A 20416-nucleotide genomic window follows, 5' to 3' on the forward strand; every position below is an offset into this window, starting at 1 on the left:
GGCCCCATCGAGGGGCCAATCCCCCTCACCCACCACGGGAGTGAACCCACATGGGTATGAAGGACCAGTTCCAGGAAAAGGCTCGCGACATGCAGGAGCAGGGCAAGCAGAAGCTCGGCGAGGCCCGTGAGAAGGCCGGCCAGCGCGGCCAGCAGTCCCCGCAGCGCGGCCAGCAGTCCCCGCAGCGTGGGCAGCAGTCCCCGCAGCGTGGCCAGCAGCAGCGCGAGCGCGGTCGTCAGGACATCGACGACACCGAGCGGGAGATGGACGACCGCTTCAACCAGGACTACGACGCCTGACGCGGTCTCCTGACCGGGAGGGGCGCCCCTGACGAGGGGCGCCCCTCCTCACGTCTCCCTTCTCATGTGTCCGCCGTGCGCGGCGGCAGCTTGGGCCGCGACCGGTCCGGTACGTCCCGGTGGTCCGGCGGGGTCGCCGCCGGCTCGGCGGCCAGCAGGTCCAGCGCCAGCCCGACCGCGTCGGCCAGCTGCGCGTACCGCCCCTCCGCCCAGTCCAGCGGGGTGCGCAGCGCCTCCACGTCGGGGGCGACGCCGTGGTTCTCCACGGACCAGCCGTAGGCGTCGAACCAGGCCGCGTTCATCGGCACCGTGATCACCGTGCCGTCGCCCAGCCGGTGCCGGCCGGTCATCCCGACCACCCCGCCCCAGGTGCGCTGCCCGACCACCGGCCCGAGCTTCAGCAGCTTGAAGGCGGCCGTGATCATGTCGCCGTCGGAGGAGGTCGCCTCGTCGGCCAGCGCCACCACCGGCCCGCGGGGCGCGTTGGAGGTGTACGACACCGGCTGGGCGTTCCGCGTCAGGTCCCAGCCGAGGATGGTCCGGGTCAGCTTCTCGATGACCAGCTCGCTGATGTGCCCGCCCGCGTTGCCGCGCACGTCCACGATCAGCGCGGGCCGGGACACCTCCATCCGCAGGTCGCGGTTGAACTGGGCCCAGCCCGAGCCGCCCATGTCGGGGATGTGCAGATAGCCGCACTTGCCGCCGCTCAACTCCCGTACCAGGGCGCGGCGTTTGGCGACCCAGTCCTGGTAGCGCAGCGGCCGCTCGTCGATCAGCGGGACGACGGCGACCCGGCGGGCCGGGCCCTCCTCGCCGGCCGGCGGCGCGAACGTCAGCTCCACCGTCGTACCGCCCGAGCCCGCCAGCAGCGGGTACGGCCCCGCCACCGGATCCACGGGACGGCCGTCGACGTGGGTCAGGACCGCGCCCTCCCGGATGCCGGTGCCGGCCAGCGGAGAGCGGGCCTTGGAGTCGGAGGAATCGCCGGGCAGGATCCGCCTGACCGTCCAACCGGCGTCCCGGCGCACGAAGTTGGCGCCGAGCAGGCCCTGCCAGCGCTGGTAGTGCGGCGGGCCCTCGTTGCGGCGGGCGGCGCTGACGTAGGCGTGCGAGGTGCCGAGCTCGCCCAGCACCTCGCGGAGCAGGTCGGCGAACTCGTCGGGGGAGGCGACCTGTTCGACCAGCGGGCGGTACTGGTCGAGCACCCCGTCCCAGTCGATGCCGCACATGTCCGGCTCCCAGAAGTAGGCCCGGATCAGGCGGCCCGCCTCCTCGTAGGCCTGGCGCCACTCGGCGGCCGGGTCGACCGAGTGCAGGATCCGGCGCGCGTCGATCCAGGTCGTCGTGTCGGCGTCGCCGGACTCGGTGGAGGGCACCGCGCGCAGGTCGCCCTCGTCGACCACGACCAGCCGGGTGCCGTCGCCGCTCACCGCGAACCAGTCGAGGTGGCCGACGAGTTCGGACTTCTTCGCCTTGGTGATGGTGAAGTACTCCAGCGTCGGCCGGCCGGTCGTGTCGTCCGGGTTCGCGAAGGTCTCGCCGAGCGCGCCCGAGATCGGCCAGCGCAGCCAGACCAGGCCGCCGCCCGCGACCGGCTGCAGCGCGGAGTACTTGGAGGCGATGACCGGGAACGGGGTCACGCGGTTCTCCAGGCCCTCGATCTCCACGGTCACCGCGCCGCCCTCGCCGGTCTCCTCGTCCTCCACCGGGTCCAGGCCGCCGGCCGCCGGACGGCCCTCGGGGTTCAGGGCGAAGGGGGAGGGGGTCGCCGAGGACAGGGGGACCAGGTACGGCTTGCAGCCGAGCGGGAAGGACAGGTCCCCGGTGTGCACGTCGTACACCGGGTCGAAGCCCCGCCAGGACAGGAAGGCCAGGTAGCGGCCGTCCCGGGTGAACACCGGGCTCTCGTCCTCGAAGCGGCCATGGGTGACGTCGACGATCAGCCGGTCCTTTGTGCGGGCCATCTTGATCTGCCGCAGGGTGCGGCCGATCCCCGGGTGCGACCAGGTCAGCCACGTCCCGTCCGGGGAGAAGGCGAGGTCGCGCACCGGGCCGTTGACGGACCGGATCAGCTCGGTGACCTCGCCGCCGGAGCCATCGGGCTCGTCGGTCACGTCGAGCAGCAGCAGCCGCCCGTCGTGCGCGGCGATGGCCAGCCGCTCGCCCTCGGGGTCGGAGGCCGTCTCCAGGACGCGGCCCAGCTGCCCGGAGGCCAGCCGGCGGGGCTCGCGGTCGCCGGTCGCGCGGGGCAGGTGGGCGATCTCGATCGCGTCCTCGCCCTCGGCGTCGGTGACGTAGGCGACCTGCCCGGTCGAGCCGAGCATCTCCGGGAGCCGGATGCGTACCCCGGGTGTGTCCGTGATCGTACGGGCGGGGCCGTCCCGGTGGGTGAGCCAGTACAGGCTGCCGCGTACGACGACGGCGCTGGCCCGGCCCGTCTCGTCGACCGAGATGCCGTCCACGTGCTGGGCGGCCGGGACCTGGTACGTGCGGCGGCCCGCGCGCGGCCCGGACAGGCGCACGTCCAGCTTGCGGGGCACCGAGTCCGCCGCCAGGTCGTCGACGATCCACAGGTCGCCCGCGCACTGGTAGACCACCCGGGTGCCGTCGCTCGAGGCGTGCCGGGCGTAGAAGGCGTCGTGGTCGGTGTGCCGGCGCAGGTCGGAGCCGTCGTGGGCGCAGGAGTAGAGGTTGCCGACGCCCTCGTGGTCGGAGAGGAAGGCGATCCGGCCGCCGGCGAACATCGGGGAGTGCAGGTGCCCGCCGATGCCGGGCAGCAGCCGCTGCCCGTGCAGCCACAGCCGGCCCATGGCGCCGCCCCGGTAGCGTTTCCAGGCGGCCGGTTCGTGTGGCGGGGTGCCGGTCAGCAGCAGCGTTCTGTGCCCCTCGTCGAGGTCGGCGACCTGGATGTCGGAGACCGGGCCCCAGGGCAGCTTGCGGCCGGGGTCTCCGTCGGGGGAGACCTTGTAGGCCCAGGTGAAGTACGAGAAGGGCTCACCGTGGGAGGCGACGGCGAGGATGTCGGTGTGCCCGTCCGGGTCGGGCGGGGCCCAGCCGCAGACCTGGGTGTCCGGACTGCCCCAGTGGGTCAGCTGGCGCGCCGGACCGCCGTCGACCCCGACCAGGTGGATCTCGGGCACCAGGCTGCGCCAGGTCGTGTACGCGATGTGGCGTCCGTCGGGCGAGAAACGCGGGTGTCCGGCCTTGGTGCGGTCGACCGTGAGCCGCCAGGCGCGGCCCGGCGCGTCGATGGGGGCCAGCCAGAGGTCGTCCTCGGCCACGAAGCACAGGAGATCGCCGCTGAGATGCGGCAGGCGCAGATAGCTCACCTCCCCAGACTTTCGCCGGGGACGCACTGGAGCAACTCGTGAAAAAAGCCACCGCCGTGAGCAGGCGTGACCCAGGACACGTACGAAACGGTTTCGTTTCGAACGGCGTTTGCGCTACATTCTTCCCGTACGCGTTCGACGTACGCAACCGAGTCGTTCGGAGCGGGAGGGTGAGGGAGATGACCGAGGCCGCCACCGTGCGCCGCAGTCGGATCACGCCCGAGCGTGAGGCCGAGTTGTACGCGGCCGTGCTCGACCTGCTCCGGGAAGTCGGCTACGACGCCCTCACCATGGACGCCGTGGCCGCCCGCACCCGGTCCAGCAAGGCCACCCTCTACCGCCAGTGGGGCGGCAAGGCCGAGCTGGTCGTGAAGGCCCTGAAGCGCGCCAAGCCCGGCCTGGCCGACGAGGTCGACACCGGCTCGATCCGGGGTGACCTGCACGCCCTCGCGGCCCGCGAGGACGACTGCACGATGGAGCAGAACTCCGCGCTGATGCGGGGCGTGGCCATGGCGATGCATCAGAATGCGGACCTGCGCCAGGCGTTCAAGGAACACTTGGTCGAGCCGGAGGTGGCCGGGTTCCGGCGCGTCCTGCAGCGTGCCGTCGACCGGGGCGAGATCCGGCCGGACTGCCCGGCGCTGGACTTCCTGGTCCCGATGCTGATCGGCGCGTTCGCCTCTCGGGCGCTGCTGGAGGACCAGCCGCCGACCCAGGCCTTCATCCTGTCGTACTTCGACGCCGTGGTCCTCCCCGCCCTGGGCGTTCCCACCGCCTGAAGCCATCCCCACCGCAGTACCTGACGTCAACCGCTCACGTCGTCGGGCCGATCACCCCTGCCACCCACAGGGATGGTCAACCCTGCCCTGAAGAACCCCACGACCTGACCGGGAGTACGCCCTCGTGGCCACGTTCCTCTACAAACTCGGCCGACTCGCCTTCAGGCGACGGCACTTCGTCGCCCTGATATGGGTGGCGCTGCTGACCCTGGCGGGCGTCGGCGCGGCGAGTGCCCCCGCGGCCGGCAACACGTCGTTCTCCATCCCCGGTACGGAGGCCCAGAAGGCCTTCGACCTGCTGGAACAGCGCTTCCCCGGCATGAGCGCCGACGGCGCGACCGCGCGGGTCGTCTTCAAGGCGCCCGCGGGCGGGAAGATGACGGACGCCGGCAACAAGGCGACCGTGAAGAAGACGGTGAAGGAGCTCTCCGACGGCTCCGAGGTCGTCTCCGTCGCCGACCCCTACACCGGCAAGGCCGTCAGCAAGGACGGCACGATCGCGTACGCGTCGGTCAAGTACAAGGTCTCCGGCATGGAGCTGGAGGACTCCTCGCGGGACGCCCTCAAGGAGGCCGCGCAGGACGCGCGGAACGCCGGGCTCACCGTCGAGATCGGCGGTGACGCGCTGAACGCCACGCCCGAGACCGGCTCCAGCGAGGTCATCGGCATCGCCATCGCCGCCGTCGTCCTCGTCATCACCTTCGGCTCGCTGATCGCAGCCGGCCTGCCCCTGCTGACGGCGATCATCGGCGTGGGCATCGGCGTCTCCACGATCGCCGCGCTCGCCAAGGCCCTGGACCTGGGCTCGACCACCTCCACCCTCGCCTCGATGATCGGCCTCGCGGTCGGCATCGACTACGCGCTGTTCATCGTCTCCCGCTACCGCGCCGAACTGGCCGCGGGGCGCGAGCGCGAGGAGGCGGTCGGCCGGGCCGTCGGCACGGCGGGCTCGGCGGTGGTCTTCGCGGGCCTGACCGTGGTCATCGCGCTGGTCGGGCTGTCGGTGGTCAACATCCCGATGCTGACGAAGATGGGCGTGGCGGCGGCGGGCACGGTCGCGATCGCGGTCCTGATCGCGCTGACGCTGATCCCCGCGCTGCTGGGCTACGTGGGCCGCAAGGTCAAGCCGGCCGGCGAGAAGAGCAAGCTGCTCGGCGGTGGCCGCACGGCGAGTGCCAAGAAGGCGGCCCGGCCCAACATGGGCACGCGCTGGGCGAGCTTCGTCGTCCGCCGCCCGGTCGCCGTCCTCCTCCTCGGCGTCATCGGCCTCGGCGCGGCGGCCGTCCCCGCCGCGTCCCTGGAACTGGGCCTGCCCGACGACGGCTCCCAGCCGGTGTCCACGACGCAGCGCCGCGCCTACGACCTGCTCTCCAAGGGCTTCGGGCCCGGCTTCAACGGCCCGCTGATGGTGGTGACCGACGCCAGGGCGAGCGCCGACCCGAAGGCCGCCGTCGCCAAGGTGAGCGACGAGATCAAGGGCCTCAAGGACGTCGTGACGGTCACCCCGGCGGCCTTCAACAAGGCCGGCGACACCGCGACGATCACCGTCATCCCCGACTCCAAGCCCTCCTCGACGACCACCGAGGACCTCGTCCACGCCATCCGCGACAAGGGCGCGGACGTCACGTCGGACACGGACGCGAAGGTCCTGGTGACGGGCGCGACGGCGATGAACATCGACGTCTCGCAGAAGCTGAACGACGCGCTGCTGCCGTACCTGGCCCTGGTGGTGGGCCTGGCGTTCCTGCTCCTGATCGTGGTCTTCCGCTCGGTCCTGGTCCCGCTGAAGGCGGCCCTGGGCTTCCTGCTGTCGGTGATGGCGGCCCTCGGCGCGGTGGTCGCGGTCTTCCAGTGGGGCTGGCTGTCCGGCCTGATGGGCGTCGAGGAGACCGGTCCGGTGATGTCGATGATGCCGATCTTCATGGTGGGCGTCGTCTTCGGCCTCGCGATGGACTACGAGGTGTTCCTCGTGACCCGGATGCGGGAGGCGTACGTCCACGGGGAGAAGCCGAGCCAGGCGGTGGTGACCGGCTTCAAGCACGGCGCGCGGGTCGTCACGGCCGCGGCCGTCATCATGATCGCGGTCTTCTCCGGCTTCATCGGCTCCAGCGAGTCGATGGTCAAGATGATCGGCTTCGGCCTCGCGGTCGCCGTCTTCTTCGACGCGTTCCTCGTCCGCATGGCCCTCGTCCCGGCGGTGCTCGCCCTCCTCGGCAAAAAGGCCTGGTGGCTGCCGAAGTGGCTGGACCGCGCCCTGCCCAACGTCGACGTCGAGGGCGAGGGCCTGCGCACGCGGGACGGGTCCCACTCCAAGGACGGCGACGAGGACGAGGACCGGGAGCTGGTACGCGTCTGACGCCCGCTCCTGACAAGAACGCCGGTGAGGGCGCCGTGGGGACGGCGCGCCCTCACCGGCTCCTTTCCGCCCCCGCCCCGCGCAACCCGGTCGGCTGCCCCGTACACGCACCGCTACCGTTCCCCGCATGACGACGACAGCCGCCACTGACGCCGACGACACCGCAGCCCTCCCCCGGGGCGGTGTCCCTCTAGACGTCGCGTAGGCGACCGCCGAACGCCTCGCGCGGGCCGCCGCGCGGGCCACGCGGACGAGGACATGGCCGCCGCCTGCTTCGCCGGCTTCGACGAGAAGCCGGCCTCCTGACGGGCCCGCTTCCGCTCCCGCGCGCCGACTCCTGCTCCACAGGGACAGCGACCGGGCGCCGACGTGACGCCGAGGTCCATGAGGAGCACCCTGGAATCAGTGGTTCCGGAGGTGTTTCGTCATGATGCATACCACCGTGGGATGGCACGTCGAGCTGGAGTTCCAGGAGGACGATCAGCACACGCGGGCGGCGGCCCTGGTCCGCTTGCCCGACGGCACGGAGGTGCGGGCGCACGGCCACGCCAGCCGCCACCGCTCCGACTCCAATCAACCGAGGGTCGGCGAGGAGATCGCGGGCGCCCGCGCTCTCAACGAGCTGGCCATGCAGTTGCTGACCAAGGCGCACCGGGAGATCGACGAGGCGTCCGGGCGGACGTCCCACCCGATCAACGTGTGACCGGCACCGCCTCGCGCACCGCCCGCACCAGCGCCTGGGCCCGCGGGTCCGCCGTCACGCTCGTACGGAAACCGTTGGTGACGTAGCCGAAGGCGATGCCGGTTCCGGGATCGGCGAAGCCGAGGGCGCCGCCGCGCCCGGGGTGTCCGAAGGAGCCCGCGCCCAGCAGCGGGGACGCGCCGCCGTGCAGCATGTAGCCGAGGCCGAACCGCGTGTTCACCACCAGCACGCGGTCCGGGCCGGCGGAGTGCTCGGCCCGGGCCAGCTCCACCGTCTCCGGGGTGAACAGGCGCGTCCCGCCGTCCAGGTCGCCGATCAGGGATGCGTAGAAGCGGGCCAGGCCGTCGGCGGTGGCGATGCCGTTGGAGGCGGGCAGGGTGGCGGCGCGGTGGGCGGGCGCGTTCTCGTCGGGCAGCGGGGTGATCGCGGCGAAGGCGCGGCGGGTCAGGGAGGCGGGGTCGGCGTAGGCCTCGGCGACCGCGCGCTTCGGGCGGGTCCTCAGCGCGCCGGCCGTCTCGGGGGCCTCGGCCGGGCCGACCCGGCCCACCCGCGCGGCCTCCGTCTCCGGCAGGCCGAGCCACAGCTCCGCGCCGGCCGGCCCGGCGATCTCGGCGGCGATCCACTCGCCGATCGGGCGGCCGGTGATCCGGCGGACGAGTTCGCCGGTGAGCCAGCTGTAGGTCTGCGCGTGGTAGCCGTGGTCGGTGCCCGGTTCCCACGCCGGTGCCTGGGCGGCGACGGCCGCGGCGCCCAGATCGGGGTCGGCGGCCTGCTCCGGAGTCAGCGGTCGGTCGAGGACGGGGACACCGGCGCGGTGCGCGAGCAGGTCCCGGACCAGGGTCCGTTCCTTGCCCGCCGCCTTGAACTCCGGCCAGTGCTCACCCACCGGCGCGTCCAGGTCCAGCTCGCCGCGCTGGTGCAGGAGCAGCAGTACGGCGGCGGCGACGCCCTTCGTCGCGGAGCGCACGATCTGGGCGGTGCCGCGCTCCCAGGGGGCCGTGCCGTCGACGTCCTTCGTGCCGCCCCACAGGTCGACGACCTTGTGCCCGTCCCGGTACACGGCCACCGCCGCGCCCCGGTCGCCGAGCAGCTCGAAGTTCGCTGCGAACGCCTCCCTGACCGGCTCGAAGCCCCCGGCCACCGCACCGTTCACGTCCACGCCCGCACTCCTTCGGCTCGCCTTCGACAGTGGGCGCAACACCCACTGTCAGCCTGCGATTCCTGCGTCCGGCTAGCCGAGGACGATCGTTACGTCGATGTTGCCGCGCGTGGCGTTCGAGTACGGGCACACCTCGTGGGCCGCGTCCACCAGCGTGGCGGCGAGGTCCGGGTCGAGGACCGGCAGGGAGACGCTGAGGGCGACCGCGAGACCGTAGCCGCGGGTCCTGTTCGGGCCGATGCCGACCTTCGCGGCGACCGTGGAGCCGGTGAGGTCGTAGCCCGCGCGGTTGCCGACGAGGATCAGGGCGTTGTGGAAGCAGGAGCTGTAGCCGGCCGCGAACAGCTGCTCGGGGTTGGTGCCGTTGCCGTCGCCGCCCAGCTCCGGCGGCATCGCGACCTTCAGGTCGATCTGCCCGTCCTGGCTGGTGACGTAGCCGTCCCGGCCGCCGTGCGCGGTGGCCTCCGCGATGTACATGATCTTCGTCGGCCGGGTGTCGACGGCGGTGCCGTCAGTCATGGCTGGCCCTCCCCCAGAACAGATGTGCGCAAGTGCATCGTGCACAAGGTACTGGCCGGTAGCCCGGCTGTTCCTGTCAGGGGTGTGCAACCCTGGGTAACGTCGTGCTGCTGCGGTCAGCGGCTACGGTCCGCTGCCGCCTCCGCCCGCTCCGCCAGCCGCCACAGCTCCTCGCGCAACCGCGCGACCTCTCCCGTGCCGAGCTCCGTCGCCGCGAGCAGCGCGCCGGGCACGCGCGCCGCGCGCTCCCGCAGTGCCTCCCCGCGTCCGGTGACCGCGACGAGCACCGACCGCTCGTCCCGCGCCGACCGCTCACGCCGTACGAGCCCCGTCGCCGCCAGCCGCTTCAGCAGCGGCGACACCGTGCCGTAGTCGAGCCGCAGCGCGGTCGCGAGCTCCTTCACCGTGGTCTCGCCGCGCTCCCACAGGACCAGCAGGACGAGGTACTGCGGGTAGGTGAGCCCGAGCTCGTCGAGGAGCGGGCGGTACGCGGCCGTCACCGCGCGCTGGGCGGCGTACAGCGCGAAGCACAGCTGGTCGTCCAGGAGCAGCGACCCGGCGGCCCCGTCGGTGCCCTCGTACTCGTCCTGGTTCGTCACGCGCCCATTGTCACGGACCGCGGGTCGAAGCCGAAGGGCAGCTCCAGACGGTGGGCGCGCATCAGCGCGTCGTCGGAGAGCAGCGCGCCGGTCGGGCCGTCGGCGGCGATCACGCCGTCGCTGAGGATCAGCGAGCGCGGGCACAGCTCCAGCGCGTAGGGCAGGTCGTGGGTGACCATCAGGACCGTCACGTCGAGCGAGCGCAGGATGTCGGCCAGTTCGCGCCGGGAGGCCGGGTCGAGGTTGGAGGAGGGCTCGTCCAGGACGAGGATCTCCGGCTCCATGGCGAGGACGGTCGCGACGGCCACCCGGCGGCGCTGGCCGAAGGAGAGGTGGTGCGGCGGCCGGTCGGCGAACTCCCGCATCCCGACCCGCTCCAGGGCCGTACGCACCCGTTCCTCCAGCGCGGCCCCCTTCACTCCGGCCGCCGCCGGGCCGAACGCCACGTCCTCCCGCACGGTCGGCATGAACAGCTGGTCGTCGGGGTCCTGGAAGACGATGCCGACCTTCTGCCGGATCTCGGCCATGTGCTTCCTGCCCACCGGCAGCCCGGCCACGGTCACCGTCCCGGCGCCGCCGCCCAGGATGCCGTTGAGGTGCAGCACGAGGGTGGTCTTGCCGGCGCCGTTCGGGCCGAGCAGCGCGACCCGTTCGCCGCGCGCGACGGAGAAGTCCACGCCGAACAGGGCCTGGTGCCCGTCGGGGTAGGCGAAGGCCAGTCCGGCCACTTCCAGCGAAGGTGTCACATCATTCACAGGGCCCATCCCAGCAGGCAGACGACGAGGGCGGCGCAGGGCAGGGCGAGGGCGTACGACCACTGCGCCCGGGACGCGGTCACCTCGTCGATCACCGGCATGGAACCGGCGTACCCGCGGCTCACCATGGCCAGGTGCACCCGCTCGCCGCGTTCGTAGGAGCGGATGAACAGCGCGCCGGCCGACTTGGCGAGCACGCCCCAGTGGCGCACGCCGCGCGCCTCGAAGCCGCGCGACTCCCGGGCGATCCGCATGCGGCGCATCTCGTCGGCGATGACGTCGCCGTAGCGGATCATGAAGGAGGCGATCTGCACGAGCAGCGGCGGGAGCTTGAGGCGCTGCAGGCCGAGGAGGAGTTCGCGCAGTTCGGTGGTGGACGCCAGGAGGACGGAGGCGGCGACGCCGAGCGTGCCCTTGGCGAGCACGTTCCAGGCGCCCCACAGGCCGTTCACGCTCAGCGAGAGCCCGAGGACGCCGACCCGCTCACCTTCCGCCACGAACGGCATGAGCACGGCGAAGGCGACGAAGGGCACCTCGATCAGCAGCCGCTTCAGCAGGAACCCGGCGGGCACGCGCGCGACGTACGCCACCCCGCCCAGCAGGACGGCGTACAGCCCGAACGCCCACATCGCCTCGCGGGGGGTCGACACCACGACCACCACGAAGGCGAAGGCGGCGGCGAGCTTGGTGTGCGGCGGCAGGGCGTGCACGGGGGAGTGGCCGTGCCGGTAGAGCCGGTGTGCGTGTCCGGCGCCCATCTCAGGCGGCCTCGGCCGGTTCGCTCGTACGGCGCCTGCGGGCGACCACCCAGAACACCGTGCTGCCCCCGACGACGGTGACGCCGACGCCGATGACGCCCGCGAGACCGCCGGAGAGGCGGGCGTCGGAGATGTCCTTGACGCCGTACCCGGCGAGCGGGGAGCCGTCGCTCGCGTGCCGCTCCGCCTTCTTGTCGATGCCCTTGTCGTGGGCGACCTTCTCCAGGCCGTCGGGGTTGGCGGAGGCGTAGAAGCTGACGAACCCTGCGAGGACCAGGGAGGTGACCAGGCCGGTGATCCACAGCCCGCGGCGCGAGGTCCGGGCGGCGACGGGTACCGGGGTAGCGGGAGCGTCGACCAGCTCGCCGTTGACGCGCAGCTTCAGGCGCTGCTGGAGACCGCGCGCGCCGTGCACCAGGTCCGGCCGTACGGCGATCACGGCGCCGACCGTGAGCGAGGTGATCGCGGCCTCGCCGATGCCGATGAGGACGTGGACGCCGATCATCGCGGTGGCGACCTTGGAGAGGGCGACGTCGGTGGTGCCGCCGACCGCGTAGATCAGTGTGAAGGCGACGGCGGCGGCCGGCACGGAGACCAGCGCGGCGACGAAGGAGGCGACGGTGACCGAGCGTCGCCTGCGCGGCAGCACCTTCACCAGGCCGCGGAAGAGGGCGTAGGAGACGACGGTCGTGACGACCGCCATGTCGGTGATGTTCACGCCGAGCGCGGTCAGCCCGCCGTCCGCGAAGAGGATGCCCTGCATGAGCAGGACCACGGAGACGCACAGGACCCCCGTACAGGGACCGACGAGTATCGCGGCGAGCGCGCCGCCGAGCAGATGGCCGCTGGTTCCGGCCGCGACCGGGAAGTTCAGCATCTGCACGGCGAAGATGAACGCCGCCACCAGTCCGGCGAGCGGCGCCGTACGTTCGTCGAGTTCTCGCCGCGCGCCGCGCAGACTCACGGCGAGGGCGCCGGCGGCGACCACGCCGGTGACCGCGGAGGCGGGGGCGTCGATGAATCCGTCAGGTACGTGCACCGTTTGATTTTAGGGGGTTGTTGCGAACGTCTTGCAAGAGCGAGAGATACGTCGGCCCGGCGGGCATGATTTGGAGAATGTGGGACATTGGACGAGAGGTGGATGCACAGCTTCCGCACAGGTCACTGAGCGTAAGGGGCTGGTCCGATGTCTGTAGTCGAACAGTATGCGCGGGCCCACATAGTCACCGACGAGGACATCACGGAGGACCCCGCGGTCCGGGTCGTGCTGCGCTACGACCCCGAGACCGACCCGCGTTCGGTACGGGTCGGCCTGCCCGGACCGCACGAGTGGACGCTCTCCCGGTCGCTGCTGGAGCGGGGCCTGCGGGCGCCGGCCGAGAGCGGGGACGTACGGGTGTGGCCGTGCGGGCGTGTGCAGGCCGTCGTGGAGTTCCACGACGAGCAGGGCGTCTCGGTGGTGCAGTTCGAGTCGAAGACGCTCATCCGGTTCCTGCGCCGGACCTATATGGCCGGCGAGCCCGTCCGGCGCTGACCAGCCGCCGTCCGGTCCGCTGATCAGCCGCCCATCCTCAGCAGCGTCGCCACGATCGGGCCCGCCGTGTCACCGCCGTGGCCGCCCGCCTGGACCACGCCGGCCGCCGCGAGGTCGCCGCGGTACGCCGTGAACCAGCCGTTGGGCTTCTTCTGGCCGTCGACCTCGGCCGAGCCGGTCTTCGCGCCGTAGTCCGGGCCGAGGCCCGCCATCGCCTTGGCTGCCGTGCCGTACGCCGCCGTGTACCGCATGACCTCCTTCAGCTCGGCCTGCGTCCTGGACGACATCGTGCGCGAGGCCTTCGCCAGCGTGCGGTCGTCCACCGTCGGGGACACCAGGTACGGCTGGTGGAAGACGCCCGTCTTCACCGTCGACGCCACCGAGGCCATGTTCAGCGGGTTCATGCGGACCCCGCCCTGTCCGATCAGCGAGGCGCCCATCTGCGCGCCGCTCTGCACCGGGACGGAGCCGTCGAACGACGGGACGCCGACGGCCCAGTTGTTCATGCCGAGGCCGTAGACCTGCTGCGCCTCCTTCGTGAGGTCGCTGTTGGACAGCTTCGGCGCGAAGTTGATGAAGGCGTTGTTGCAGGAGGCCCCGAAGCTCTGCTTGAACGTGCCCTTCTTGATCTCGGAGTCGGCGTCGTTGTGGAACGTCCAGCCGGCGAGTTTGTACGTCTTGGGGCAGGGGTGCGACGCGTCCGGGGTGACCAGCCCCTTCTCGAACAGCATCGTCGACGTCACGATCTTCATCGTGGAGCCGGGCGCGAGCGAGCCCTGGAAGGCGGTGTTGAAGCCGTGGGAGGTGTTCGCGACGGCCAGGATCTCGCCGGTCGACGGGCGCATCACGACCACCGACGCCCGCGCCTGCTTGCTCACCTGCCGCTCGGCGGCGGCCTGCAGGGTCGGGTCGAGTGTGGTCTTCACCGTGCCCGGCGTGCCCTTGCTCAGCTCCACCAGCGTCTTGTCGGACAGCTTGGCCTTCGCCGACGCCTTGCCGCGCACCACGCGCAGCTCCACGCCCGCCTTGCCGCCCGCCGTCTTGCCGAACTTCTCACGCAGCCCGTCCAGGACCGTGCCGAGCGACGGGTACGTGGCGGCGGTCAGTTCCCCGCCGTCGCGGTCCAGCGCCTTGACGGGCGGGGTGCCGGACTCGCCGGTGACCAGCTTGTCGCCGTCCTTCAGGTCGGGGTGGACGACCGAGGCGTGCCAGTCGACCAGCGGCTTGCCGTCACTGGCACGGCGGACGACGGTGAGCGCGCTGTCGTACGCCAGCGGCTTGCTGACGCCCTTGTACGACACCGTGCCCTTCACGGAGAAGGGGACCCTGGCTCCGGCGCGGGTGCCGGCCGTGACGGTGAGGCCCTTGATGTGGGCGTCCTTGGTGTAGCCGGTGAGCAGGGCGGCGGCGGCGCTGGAGCCGTCGGTGGCGGCCGCCGCCTGCGTGATCTTGCCCTGCTGCCAGGCCGTCAGGAAGCGCTCGGCGGTGGTGCGCACCTCGGTGGCGGACACCGGGCCGGTCTTGACCGGCTTGTGGTCGGAGGCCGCGGAGGCGGAGCGCGTGCCGTCGTCGGCCGCCGCACCGCCGCCGTAGAGCGCGTAGGCACCGAATCCGGCACCGCCGACGACGACGGCGATCATCCCGCCGAGCACGGCGGGAGAGGTCTTCCGCCGCTCGGCGACGCGTCTTCTCTTGCCCACAGCTTTCCGATCCTCCGCGATTCCCCGGGTTCCCGTCGCCCTCGTGTCCCTCACAGTCCCCAACGACGGCAACCACCCTAGAGTCCCTGCCTTGGGGCGTGACGTCAGCCACCTGTCCGTAGCACGCTTGCGACAATCGGACCGGCGGCGTCGATGCCGTGGCCGCCGTCCTGGGCCATCGCCGCGGCGGCGACGTCGTTGCGGTAACCGGCGAACCAGCTGTTGGACCTGGCCTGCCCGTCGACCTCCGCCGAGCCGGTCTTCGCGCCGATGCTGCCGCTCAGGCCGGACATCACCCCGGCGGCGGTGCCGCTGGTGGCGGTGCGGTTCATCATCGAGCGCAACTGGGCGACCGTGGCCGCCGGCAGGCCCCGTGCGGTGGCGATCTCGCGCCCGTCCAGCTTCTGGGACACGATGACCGGCTGCCGGAAGGTGCCCGTCATCGCGGTCGCCGTCACCGACGCCATGTTCAGCGGGCTCATCTGGACCTGGCCCTGCCCGATCAGGGCGGCGGCCGTGTCGGGGCCGCCGGAGGCGGGGACCCGGCCGTCGAAGGACGGGAGGCCGACCTTCCAGTCGCCGCCCAGCCCGAACCGCTCCTCGGCCTCCTTGGTCAGGGAGTCCACCTTCACCTTGTCCGCGTACTGCACGAAGGCGGTGTTGCAGGAGCGGGCGAAGCTGTCGGCGAGGGTGGCGTGCTCGTCGGGGTCCAGGCTCTTGAGGTTGCTGAAGGTCTGGCTCTGCCAGGTCGCGGTCGGCGGGCACGGGGCCGGGCCGTTCGCCGTGGTGATCCCGTTGTCGATGAGGGTGGCCGCGCTGATGATCTTCATCGTGGAGCCGGGCGCCAGCTCGCCGAGGAAGGCGGCGTTGAACCCGTCGGCGCGGTGGTTGGCGACCGCCAGCACCTCACCGGTGCTCGGCTTGACGGCGACCGCCGACGACTCTGCGTACTTCTCGACGGCCGTCTCCGCCGCCGCCTGGACGCTCGCGCTGAGCGTCGTCGGGAGCTTGCCCGCCTTGCCCTTGGCGAGGGTGAGCAGGGTGGTGTCGGCGCTGTTCTGATCAGCGTGCTTGATCACCAGCTCGACGCCCGGCGTGCCGCCCGCCTTGTCGGCGTAGCGCTTGCGCAGCTCGTCCAGGAGGGGCCCCAGCGACGGGTACTTCTCCTTCGTCAGGACGTTCCCGTCGCGGTCCACGGCCTCGATCGGCGGGGTGGCCGCCTCCCCGGTTTCGAGCGTGTCGCCCTTGCCCAGCTCCGGGTACACGACGGACGGCTGCCAGTCGACGAGCGCGCGGTGCGTGGTCTCGCCGCGCACCACGGTCAGCCGGCTCTTGTAGTCGAGGGGCTTGGACTTCCCGTCGTACGAGACGGTCGCCTGCACGGTGAACGGCACGGTGTCCCCGCTCGCGGTGCCGGGCGTGATGCGCACCTTGGTGATGTGCGCGGTCTGCCCGTACGCCGTCAGCAGCGACTCGGCGTCCTCCGGATAGTTCGTGTACGACGCCGCGGTCGCCGCCCGCCCCTTCTCCCAGGCCGCGAAGAACTTCGCGGTCGCCTCCTTCACCTCGTCCCCGCTCGGCGGCCCGGTCTTCACGGCCGCGGCCCCCGTCCCCCCGTCGTCGCTCAACGCGGACATGATGTTGAGGGCCCCATACCCGGCCCCTCCCACCAACACCGCGAACACCCCGCCTATGACAGCGGCCTTGGCCCCCTTGCGCATGGCGCGTTCTCCTCCCCCGTCCCCCGTTCCAGTGCTCGCACTGTAAGTGGCCGGAGGGGCCGCTGTGAGGAGTGTTTTCGGATGGTGTCCGAACAGAGATCAGGAGTGTGCCCGCAAATGCCTCTCATGCAGGCGTCCAGTCACGTACGTGAACGCCAGGAGTCGATCGGGATCGCGGTGCCTGTGTACAGGGCGGCGAAGCTGAGGGTCAGTGACGGACCAGGGCGCAGGTGTACGTCTTCCCGTCGGCCGTTTTGACGGCCCACTTGCTGCCGCTGAGACCGCCGAGGTCGAACCTTCCCGACTGGTCCGTGGAGACGGTGCCGGTGCTGGAACCCGAATAGGCCACCTGCGCGTAGGCGGGGAATCCGACACCCCATAGGTGGTATTTGCCGTTCGACTCCGTCTCGACGTTGCACGTGGCGCGTGAGGGAATGTCGGGCGCGGTGGCGGTCGCTGCGCGTGCGCCGACCGCAGGGCTCACCGCGAGCACGGGGGTGATGAGGAACACGGCTGTTCCGAGACGACGTGTGCGGTTCATGTTCAACCTCCCTTGAGTGCCTGCCAGTGCGGCCGTCGGCGCGCGGCGGTTGGTCACCCGTGGCAGCGGTCGCCCAGGTCAGTGAGGGGTGGGTGGCATCGCTCCGTCAGGCCGAGCACCTGTCACCCGGCGTGAACAATGCGCCGGTTCGGCTGCAAAGCGTCTCATGTTGGATGTGATGCAGTGTCAAGCTTATCGTTCGGCTTTTCCCACGGCATCTCGCGGACCGCGAGGACCGCATTTCACGACCACGAGGGCGCGGCCGGTCGCCGCGCCCTCGTGTTTGTCCGCCCGGTCAGACCCAGGTGTCCAGCCACATCCGCGACCGCCAGGAGTCGATCGGGATCGCCGTTCCCGTGTACAGCGGCCAGAAGTAGATGAAGTTCCACGCGATCAGCAGCACCAGCACCCCCGCCCCCGCCGCGCCGACCACGCGTCGGGTGTCGCTGGAGCCGGGTGGACCGATGATCGCGCCGATGAGCATGGCCACGGCCAGGCAGAGGAAGGGCACGAAGACGACGGCGTAGAAGAGGAAGATCGTGCGCTCCTGGTACATGAACCAGGGCAGGTAACCGGCCGCGATGCCGCAGGCGATGGCGCCGGCACGCCAGTCGCGGCGGAAGAGCCAGCGCCACAGGACGTAGAGGACGGCGAAGCAGGCCGCCCACCACAGCAGGGGCGTGCCGATGGCGAGGACCTCGCGGGCGCACTTCTGGCCGGCGTCGGAGGGGCAGCCGTCGGTGCCGGGGGAGGGGGACTCGTAGAAGTACGAGACCGGGCGGCCCAGGACGATCCAGCTCCAGGGGTTGGACTGGTAGGTGTGCGGAGACGACAGTCCGACGTGGAACTTGTAGACCTCGTGCTCGTAGTGCCACAGGCTGCGCAGCCAGTCGGGCAGGAAGGTCCAGTGGCCGCCCTTGCCGTCGGTGGCCGCCCAGTTGCGGAAGTAGCCGCCGGAGCCGTCGGTGGGGGAGAGGATCCAGCCGATCCAGGACAGCAGGTAGACGGCGATCGCCACCGGGACCGTGGCCAGGAAGGTCAGGCCCGTGTCGTACTTGAGGACGGCCTGGTACGGGTGCCGGGCGCCGGCCACCTTGCGGGCGCCGACGTCCCACAGCAGGGCCATCACGCAGAACGCGGCCAGGATGTACAGGCCGTTCCACTTGGTGCCGATGGCCAGGCCCAGCAGGGCACCGGCCGCCCAGCGCCACGGGCGCAGGCCGAAGCGGAAGGTGTCGGCGACGTGCTCGTCGGGACGCAGGCGGCCGTCCTCGTCGGCCGGCAGCGCGGCGGCGAGTTTCGCGCGCGCCATGTCCCGGTCGAGCAGCAGGCAGTCGAAGGTGCCCAGCACGAAGAACATCAGCACGCCGTCGAGCAGCGAGGTGCGGCTCATCACGAAGGCCAGGCCGTCGACTGCCAGCAGCGCGCCCGCCAGGCAACCCAGGAAGGTGGAGCGGAACAGCCGCTGCCCGATGCGGCAGACCAGCATCACGGACAGCGTGCCCAGCAGGGCGGTCATGAAGCGCCAGCCGAACGGGTCGAACCCGAAGAACTGCTCGCCGAGCCCGATGACGTACTTGCCGACCGGCGGGTGCACGACGTACGCCGCGTCCGCCGGAATGGTGACGTGGCCGTTCGTCTGCAGGATCAGGTCGTTGGCGTTCTTGTCCCAGTTGACCTCGAAGCCGCGGTGGACGAGCGCCCAGGCGTCCTTGGCGTAGTACGTCTCGTCGAATATCACCGCCTTCGGGTTGCCCAGGTTCCAGAACCGCATCGCGCCCGCCATCAGCGTCACCAGCAGCGGGCCGAGCCAGCTCGACCAGCGGGTGATGCGCGCGGCCAGGGTCGGCGGCACGCCCAGGGCGAGCCACAGACGGGGGCTGGGCTCGGCGTACGGCGGCACCAGGCGGTCACGCAGGTCGCTTCTCGGCCCTGCCGTGTAGCCGAATCGGCGCAGCCGCTGCTGCCAGGCCGGCCGCTGGTCGTGCGGGGCCCGGCCCTGCCGGGTGTCCATGGAGGACGCGGTACTGGTCACCGCGCCATCGTAGGGAACCCTTCTGTGTGAGTCCCGTGCATGGGTGGTACCGGTCGGCGTTCGTTCCGCCCCGGCGGGCCTCCCCGCCGGCCCCTGAGAGGATGACAGCGTGACTGGAACCCTTGTTTTGGCGGGCACTCCCATCGGCGACATCGCGGACGCGCCGCCCCGGCTGGCCGAGGAACTGGCCGGCGCCGATGTCGTCGCCGCCGAGGACACGCGCCGGCTGCGCCGGCTGACGCAGGCGCTGGGCGTGACGCCCAAGGGGCGGGTGGTGTCGTACTTCGAGGGCAACGAGTCCGCGCGGACGCCGGAGCTGGTCGAGGAGCTCCTGAACGGCGCGCGCGTGCTGCTGGTGACGGACGCGGGTATGCCGTCGGTCTCCGACCCGGGGTACCGGCTGGTCGCCGCGGCCGTCGGGAAGGACGTCAAGGTCACCGCCGTACCCGGCCCGTCCGCCGTGCTCACCGCGCTCGCGCTGTCCGGGCTGCCCGTCGACCGGTTCTGCTTCGAGGGCTTCCTGCCGAGGAAGGCGGGGGAGCGGCTGTCGCGGCTGCGCGAGGTCGCCGAGGAGCGCCGCACGCTGGTCTACTTCGAGGCCCCGCACCGCCTCGACGACACCCTCGCGGCGATGGCCGAGGTCTTCGGCGCCGAGCGGCGGGCCGCCGTCTGCCGCGAGCTGACCAAGACGTACGAGGAGGTACGGCGCGGCCCGCTGGCCGAGCTGGCGGCCTGGGCGGCCGAGGGCGTGCGCGGCGAGATCACCGTCGTCGTCGAGGGCGCCCCCGAGCGCGGGCCCGGGGAACTGGACGCCGGGGAACTGGTGCGCCGGGTCCGGGTTCGCGAGGAGGCCGGGGAGCGCCGCAAGGAGGCGATCGCGGCGGTGGCCGCCGAGGCCGGGATCCCCAAGCGGGAGGTGTTCGACGCGGTGGTGGCGGCGAAGAACGCCGCAGGGTAGTGAAGGGGCTCACACCCCCTGTGAGCAGGTCTCTTCTCCCATGAGCGGGCGCCCCATGGGCGGGCAAAGGGCTGTCGTGGAAGGCAAAGCGCAGACCCGCCGCCGGGACCGGTTCGGCAAGCAGAGTCCAAATCGCCTTCAACACTCGGCAGGGCTGCTGCGTTCACGCCGGTGGAAGCGTCCACTGGTCGAAGGGACGCACCTGTCCCTCGCCCCCAAGGGGAGGAGCTGGCATGAGTGAGATCGCTGGGCAGACCGGCCCGCGCGGTACGGCGACCGCAGTCGTTCACGAGTCGTATTCCTTCGCCTGCATGAGGTGCGGGCACGGCTGGGAGCAGTCGTACGAGATAGAGCACCACACGGACGCCGACGGCCACGAGTTCGTCAGGTACGTAGTCGGCGGCCAGGTCGTGCCGTCCCCGCTGAGCAGGCCCGCCTGCCAGAACTGCGACGGGCACGTGGTGCGGATCATGCGGGCGGGCCAGGTCTCGTCGGTGCGCGACGCGGCCGAGCGGCACCGCGCTCCGCATGCCGGGCCGGTCGAGGCGCCGAAGCCGCCGGCGGAGGCGGCCGGACCCGCGGAGGGCAATGCCCAGCACCACTGGCATCTGTCCGATCTCCTCCATCCCTTCCAGCGCAAGGCGAGCTGACCGGCCGGGCATGCCCCTTTC

The 20416-nt window shown here is 71.7% G+C and carries 18 protein-coding genes; 7 read left to right on the forward strand and 11 right to left on the reverse strand.

The genetic code is table 11. The annotated features are described in order from the left end of the window. The first annotated feature begins 50 nt into the window (after positions 1-50). Positions 51-299, forward strand: coding sequence for a hypothetical protein (locus ACIBBH_RS19825; RefSeq protein WP_399406258.1), 249 nt, complete (start codon positions 51-53; stop codon positions 297-299). Between the two features lie 62 nt (positions 300-361). Here the strand turns inward: ACIBBH_RS19825 and ACIBBH_RS19830 are convergent, their stop codons facing one another. After that, entirely contained in the window at positions 362-3628 is a 3267-nt protein-coding gene (locus ACIBBH_RS19830; RefSeq protein ID WP_399406260.1) for a S41 family peptidase, read from the reverse strand. Between the two features lie 179 nt (positions 3629-3807). Between ACIBBH_RS19830 and ACIBBH_RS19835 the strand changes: the two genes are divergently transcribed. The 3 genes from ACIBBH_RS19835 (at position 3808) to ACIBBH_RS19845 (ending at position 7466) form a co-directional block, all read left to right on the forward strand. Then, positions 3808-4407 carry a TetR/AcrR family transcriptional regulator gene (locus ACIBBH_RS19835; protein WP_399406262.1) on the forward strand — a complete coding sequence of 200 codons (600 nt, stop codon included), beginning with the start codon at positions 3808-3810 and terminating at the stop codon, positions 4405-4407. 124 nt (positions 4408-4531) lie between these two features. Then, on the forward strand, positions 4532-6763 hold the full coding sequence (locus ACIBBH_RS19840; RefSeq protein WP_399406264.1) for an MMPL family transporter: 2232 nt from the start codon (positions 4532-4534) through the stop codon (positions 6761-6763). Positions 6764-7190: 427 nt separating this feature from the next. Beyond that, entirely contained in the window at positions 7191-7466 is a 276-nt protein-coding gene (locus ACIBBH_RS19845) for a DUF1876 domain-containing protein (RefSeq protein WP_399406266.1), read from the forward strand. On the opposite strand, the gene ACIBBH_RS19850 is transcribed toward ACIBBH_RS19845, so the two are convergent. The 6 genes from ACIBBH_RS19850 to ACIBBH_RS19875 form a co-directional block, all read right to left on the reverse strand. After that, positions 7456-8625: a serine hydrolase domain-containing protein gene (locus tag ACIBBH_RS19850; protein WP_399406267.1), complete on the reverse strand. Its 1170-nt coding sequence runs from the start codon at positions 8623-8625 to the stop codon at positions 7456-7458. The genes ACIBBH_RS19845 and ACIBBH_RS19850 overlap by 11 nt on opposite strands. Before the next feature lie 72 nt (positions 8626-8697). After that, positions 8698-9144: an organic hydroperoxide resistance protein gene (locus ACIBBH_RS19855; RefSeq protein ID WP_399406269.1), complete on the reverse strand. Its 447-nt coding sequence runs from the start codon at positions 9142-9144 to the stop codon at positions 8698-8700. A 116-nt stretch (positions 9145-9260) separates the two neighbouring features. Then, positions 9261-9743, reverse strand: a complete 483-nt coding sequence (locus ACIBBH_RS19860; RefSeq protein WP_399406271.1) for a MarR family winged helix-turn-helix transcriptional regulator — start codon at positions 9741-9743, stop codon at positions 9261-9263. Beyond that, entirely contained in the window at positions 9740-10507 is a 768-nt protein-coding gene (locus ACIBBH_RS19865) for an energy-coupling factor ABC transporter ATP-binding protein (protein WP_399406273.1), read from the reverse strand. The genes ACIBBH_RS19860 and ACIBBH_RS19865 overlap by 4 nt, the downstream gene beginning before the upstream one ends. Beyond that, positions 10495-11256, reverse strand: a complete 762-nt coding sequence (gene cbiQ / locus ACIBBH_RS19870) for a cobalt ECF transporter T component CbiQ (RefSeq protein WP_399406275.1) — start codon at positions 11254-11256, stop codon at positions 10495-10497. Before cbiQ ends, ACIBBH_RS19865 begins: the two co-directional genes overlap by 13 nt. Before the next feature lies 1 nt (position 11257). Further along, positions 11258-12295 carry an energy-coupling factor ABC transporter permease gene (locus tag ACIBBH_RS19875; protein ID WP_399406277.1) on the reverse strand — a complete coding sequence of 346 codons (1038 nt, stop codon included), beginning with the start codon at positions 12293-12295 and terminating at the stop codon, positions 11258-11260. 147 nt (positions 12296-12442) lie between these two features. On the opposite strand from ACIBBH_RS19875, the gene ACIBBH_RS19880 reads away from it, so the two are divergent. Next, positions 12443-12790 (forward strand): SsgA family sporulation/cell division regulator, encoded by a 348-nt coding sequence (locus ACIBBH_RS19880; protein WP_399406279.1) that lies wholly within the window; start codon positions 12443-12445, stop codon positions 12788-12790. 23 nt (positions 12791-12813) lie between these two features. Here ACIBBH_RS19880 and ACIBBH_RS19885 read toward each other — a convergent pair whose 3' ends face one another. From ACIBBH_RS19885 to ACIBBH_RS19900, 4 genes are all read right to left on the reverse strand, one after another. Beyond that, positions 12814-14490, reverse strand: a complete 1677-nt coding sequence (locus ACIBBH_RS19885) for a penicillin-binding transpeptidase domain-containing protein (protein WP_399406281.1) — start codon at positions 14488-14490, stop codon at positions 12814-12816. Between the two features lie 104 nt (positions 14491-14594). Further along, on the reverse strand, positions 14595-16211 hold the full coding sequence (locus ACIBBH_RS19890) for a penicillin-binding transpeptidase domain-containing protein (protein ID WP_399406283.1): 1617 nt from the start codon (positions 16209-16211) through the stop codon (positions 14595-14597). 208 nt (positions 16212-16419) lie between these two features. Further along, positions 16420-16752 carry a hypothetical protein gene (locus ACIBBH_RS19895; RefSeq protein ID WP_399406285.1) on the reverse strand — a complete coding sequence of 111 codons (333 nt, stop codon included), beginning with the start codon at positions 16750-16752 and terminating at the stop codon, positions 16420-16422. A gap of 295 nt (positions 16753-17047) precedes the next feature. After that, the gene (locus ACIBBH_RS19900; protein ID WP_399406287.1) at positions 17048-18787 is read right to left on the reverse strand and encodes a dolichyl-phosphate-mannose--protein mannosyltransferase; all 1740 of its coding nucleotides are present in this window, start codon (positions 18785-18787) and stop codon (positions 17048-17050) included. Between the two features lie 109 nt (positions 18788-18896). Between ACIBBH_RS19900 and rsmI the strand changes: the two genes are divergently transcribed. Beyond that, positions 18897-19745, forward strand: a complete 849-nt coding sequence (rsmI, locus tag ACIBBH_RS19905; RefSeq protein WP_399406289.1) for a 16S rRNA (cytidine(1402)-2'-O)-methyltransferase — start codon at positions 18897-18899, stop codon at positions 19743-19745. Between the two features lie 233 nt (positions 19746-19978). Then, positions 19979-20395, forward strand: a complete 417-nt coding sequence (locus tag ACIBBH_RS19910; protein WP_399406291.1) for a hypothetical protein — start codon at positions 19979-19981, stop codon at positions 20393-20395. Positions 20396-20416: the final 21 nt, after the last annotated feature.

It is taken from the genome of Streptomyces sp. NPDC051636, from assembly GCF_044453765.1.
Classification (GTDB): Bacteria; Actinomycetota; Actinomycetes; order Streptomycetales; family Streptomycetaceae; genus Streptomyces.

Coding starts and splice junctions, on each gene's coding strand:
- ACIBBH_RS19910 (WP_399406291.1), top strand. CDS start 19,979: ATGAGTGAGATCGCTGGGCAGACCGGCCCGCGCGGTACGGCGACCGCA.
- ACIBBH_RS19855 (WP_399406269.1), bottom strand. CDS start 9,144: ATGACTGACGGCACCGCCGTCGACACCCGGCCGACGAAGATCATGTAC.
- ACIBBH_RS19825 (WP_399406258.1), top strand. CDS start 51: ATGGGTATGAAGGACCAGTTCCAGGAAAAGGCTCGCGACATGCAGGAG.
- ACIBBH_RS19845 (WP_399406266.1), top strand. CDS start 7,191: ATGATGCATACCACCGTGGGATGGCACGTCGAGCTGGAGTTCCAGGAG.
- ACIBBH_RS19890 (WP_399406283.1), bottom strand. CDS start 16,211: ATGCGCAAGGGGGCCAAGGCCGCTGTCATAGGCGGGGTGTTCGCGGTG.
- ACIBBH_RS19835 (WP_399406262.1), top strand. CDS start 3,808: ATGACCGAGGCCGCCACCGTGCGCCGCAGTCGGATCACGCCCGAGCGT.
- ACIBBH_RS19880 (WP_399406279.1), top strand. CDS start 12,443: ATGTCTGTAGTCGAACAGTATGCGCGGGCCCACATAGTCACCGACGAG.
- cbiQ (WP_399406275.1), bottom strand. CDS start 11,256: ATGGGCGCCGGACACGCACACCGGCTCTACCGGCACGGCCACTCCCCC.
- ACIBBH_RS19895 (WP_399406285.1), bottom strand. CDS start 16,752: ATGAACCGCACACGTCGTCTCGGAACAGCCGTGTTCCTCATCACCCCC.
- ACIBBH_RS19865 (WP_399406273.1), bottom strand. CDS start 10,507: ATGGGCCCTGTGAATGATGTGACACCTTCGCTGGAAGTGGCCGGACTG.